Source organism: Zooshikella ganghwensis DSM 15267 (genome assembly GCF_000428585.1).
In the GTDB taxonomy this organism is placed as follows: Bacteria; Pseudomonadota; Gammaproteobacteria; order Pseudomonadales; family Zooshikellaceae; genus Zooshikella; species Zooshikella ganghwensis.
The window spans coordinates 1-3,392 of the sequence record NZ_AUAF01000273.1 but is presented as its reverse complement, the minus strand read 5'-3'; the positions used below and the strand labels follow the sequence as shown (position 1 = coordinate 3,392).

Below are 3,392 nucleotides of genomic sequence, written 5' to 3'. Positions count from 1 at the left end.
GAGAAATAGTGAGGCAATGATTCACATTGCTATGCTGCATATTTTAGTCAAAAGAGTTGCTTAAATTTTGATTTTTAAGACACCTTCTAAGCACACACGCCTCGTATAAACCCGACAGGTTCTCCAAGAACGTAGGAGCTGCACTGCAGATAGCATCCTCTGCTGCTAACGGATATCGGCAAGCAGGAGGCACATTCGGTAACTCAGGTACAACCTAAAGGAGCCTATGCCAAGACAGAAAACACAACCAATAGAAACCTATAGACGACAAGTTAACGCCCGTTACACTCCCTCCTTTAGTCATGCAGCACCCACAACAGGCTTTATAGACCCAAGAAGTAATGACTTGGTCCGTGGTCTAGCAGCCTTTGCAACTACCAGTGCAGGCATTGTGAGAGAGCGAAGAGAAGCTACCTTTGAAGCTGAGGCATTAGCCGCTAAGGAGAACCTAAGTGCCTTTAAGCGTGAGCTAGGGGCTTACCTGGAAAACACACCAGATAGGGGGTTAGGGGACCCAGCATCATATCAAGAAGACATTAACGAGATGCGTGCGAAGTACTTTGACTCGCTGAGTAATAGCAAGTTGAAGAACATGGTTAACACGGAAGTTGATGTTTACCTTAAAGGTCAATTTGGGGCACTCCAGGAGTACGCTGAGGGTCAACAACGGGAAAAGCTAGGTAAGTCTACATTGCTGTCTGCCTTTGAAGAGGTTCAGCAGCAGATGAGGAAAGGGGGTTTATCCAGGAAGGAGGCGCTTAGTAAGTTACAGACAACAGGGAAGTACTTACTGGAATCTGAAGCTATCGCTATGAACCCCGACAGTTTAGGTAAGTACCTTGTTGAGCTTCAAAGCATGAATGGTGAGGAGCAAGATAGTTTAATTGCAGAAGCTTTTGAGGACTCAGAGTTAATCTCTGTTCCCATTCGTGCTGACTTAAAGCGCCTAAAACAACATGCAGAGGCATTGAAGCCTGCTCAGCGTGAACTTGCTCGTTTGGATTTAATGGGGAACATTGAAGGCTTAATTGATAAAGGGAAACTCACAAAGGACTGGTTTAAGCCTTATATTGCACAAGGCATCTTCTCTGCAAGTGATGCTACACATTACTTAGATGCACAGAAGAAAAGACAAGCACAAGCTCAGACTAATTTAAATTATGTGGCCTCATTTGGGCATAAAGATTTAAAGTATTTACCTGCAAAAGACCAGCAAACTGCACTTCAATATAACCACTCTCTCTTTTTAAAAGAGTATGGACCCGAAAAAGGACAGCAGAAATTTGATGCCTTATTACGAGCAAATGGTGTGGTCTATAAAACCTATCAATCTGTTTTAGGTGCAGGTTTAACAGCAGTTGGGTCTGTCGCTAAAAGTGAAGATGAAGTACCCCGAAATACCACAGAGGGTTATGCACTTTATAAACGATTAAAAGCACTTGGTATGGCTGATGCGCATCTAACTGATAAAGAAGCGATGGCCTACAGTGCCATTGAGACACACATGGAGTTAATGGGGAGCAGCTTTACAGAAGCCTATAATACTTATGCACAATTTAAAAATAATCCTTACGCTCAAACTGTGCGTTTATCTCCACGAGAAAGGATTAATCTTGGGGAAGAAATAAAGGATGAGCTTTCAGCTACAAAGGAATGGGGCTGGTTTAAGGATAATCCTCAAGCATTTCAAGATATTGTTCCTGGTTACTTAGCTCGATTACGTGATTTACAGGCTATGGGTATTCCACAGGACAAAGCCAAGGAAGTAGTCTTAGACAGAGTAAAAAATACCTACGCTGTTATTAATGGCTCCCTATTTAATAAACGTTTCTTTGGCCCTGACTTCAACCCAGAAGATATTGAAAACAGAGTTAATGTGCTTATTGAGGATATTAAAAAACATAACCCAGATATTCCCAAGGATAAAAAGTTAACCTTGCAGCAAATGGAGGGTGGCCGTTACTTGGTCATTGATGAAGTTGGGGTCCCCTTTAGTGATAAAAATGATAAGAGCTATTTATTCACGCACCACCAGTTAATGGGAAAAGGTGCAAACACAGCTACAGCATTATTAGAAGAAAAAGGCAGACAAGAACTAGAGCAAAAAATGAGGAGAAACCAAGCTCTTGAACGAATTAAAGGAATCCCTCTCTCAGGACATTAATGAGCTAGGACAGGCAAGAGATACAGATATAACGCTGTTATCACCAGTCTCAGATAAGCAATATCAGTTGTATGGTGAGCTGCTAGAAAAAGAAGCAGATGAACTTGAAAATAAAACAAGTTATCAACAGGTAGCCACAGCAGCTATTAGTCAAAACTGGATTGAAGCTCAGGTATTAAAACAGATTGAACGTGAAGATGTGCTCCCAAGTACAGACTGGAAAGTAACACCTGAGGAATATTCACAGTTAATCGAGGGTATTCCTCAAGACTTCCATGATGAATTTAATGATGCACGGAGTCTTGAGCATGCTTTCCAGATTAAAGGGGAAATTCAGGACGCACTGAAAAACAGAGAAGAGCTAATGGCTCATGGTCCTGTCATAGGCATAGGGGCAAGTATGGTTGCCTCTGTTGTGGACCCAGTAGCACTTGGGATGACTGCTGCTACAGAAGGAATGGCTGCTCCCTTTCTTTTAGGTAATAAGGTGAGTCGCTTAAGGCGCATCATTTCTGCAGGACTCATTAATACAACAAGTGCTGCTGTGGTTGAGGGAACCCTAGCAAATATGGACCCAACTGTAGATATGGATGATGTACTCCTCAGTATGGCTGGAGCCTTTGTTTTAGGGAGTGGTGTGTCTGCATACAGAACACGTTTTGATAACGCTGTAGATGACTTTAGAAAGGCCATTGAGCTAGATGCAATCCGTAAGACAGGTGGAGAGTTAAGTGAGGATGGCAAAAAGTACTACGCTAAATTCCTAAATGAGGATGGGTCCATTCCTACGCCTGAAGAAACAGCATCTACCTTAGAAAAAACATTAATTGAAGCTGAAGATATTCTAGATACTGCGAATGAGCAGCTTTTTTATGTAGCACAAGAAGTTCGTGACTATACAGAAGGTATTTTAAAGATGCTTGAGGATGGTCATTTTACAGCACTAAATAGGCGTATAAGAAATGTTGCGGACCCAGAAGAAGCAAAAGACGCAGTTAACTTAGGCTTTATACAAACAAAGTATTTACCTCAAGCTAAAGCTGAGGCAGACCGTGCTGCAAATGAGCGAATACAAGCAGGTAATATTTATAACAGTACAGTTGCAGTTAAAAACGAGACACAAGCGTTTCATGACCGCTGTTTGTCAAGATAGTTGTCGCATCAACTAACCTACACTAATGATTTAGCATTTGATTGTTATCAGGGTTAAGCCAAACCCTTTCAATTC

General features: G+C 41.9%; 2 protein-coding genes. Both read left to right on the top strand.

From position 1 onward, the window contains the following. The first annotated feature begins 226 nt into the window (after positions 1 to 226). Positions 227 to 2,164, top strand: coding sequence for a hypothetical protein (locus F607_RS0125725; RefSeq protein WP_027710308.1), 1,938 nt, complete (start codon positions 227 to 229; stop codon positions 2,162 to 2,164). Then, complete coding sequence (locus F607_RS0125720; RefSeq protein ID WP_027710307.1) at positions 2,127 to 3,317, top strand: phage tail fiber domain-containing protein; 1,191 nt, start codon at positions 2,127 to 2,129, stop codon at positions 3,315 to 3,317. Before F607_RS0125725 ends, F607_RS0125720 begins: the two co-directional genes overlap by 38 nt. Positions 3,318 to 3,392: the final 75 nt, after the last annotated feature.

What these genes read in the sequence shown, in the direction of transcription:
- F607_RS0125725 (WP_027710308.1), top strand. Translation starts at nt 227, where the DNA reads ATGCCAAGACAGAAAACACAACCAATAGAAACCTATAGACGACAAGTT.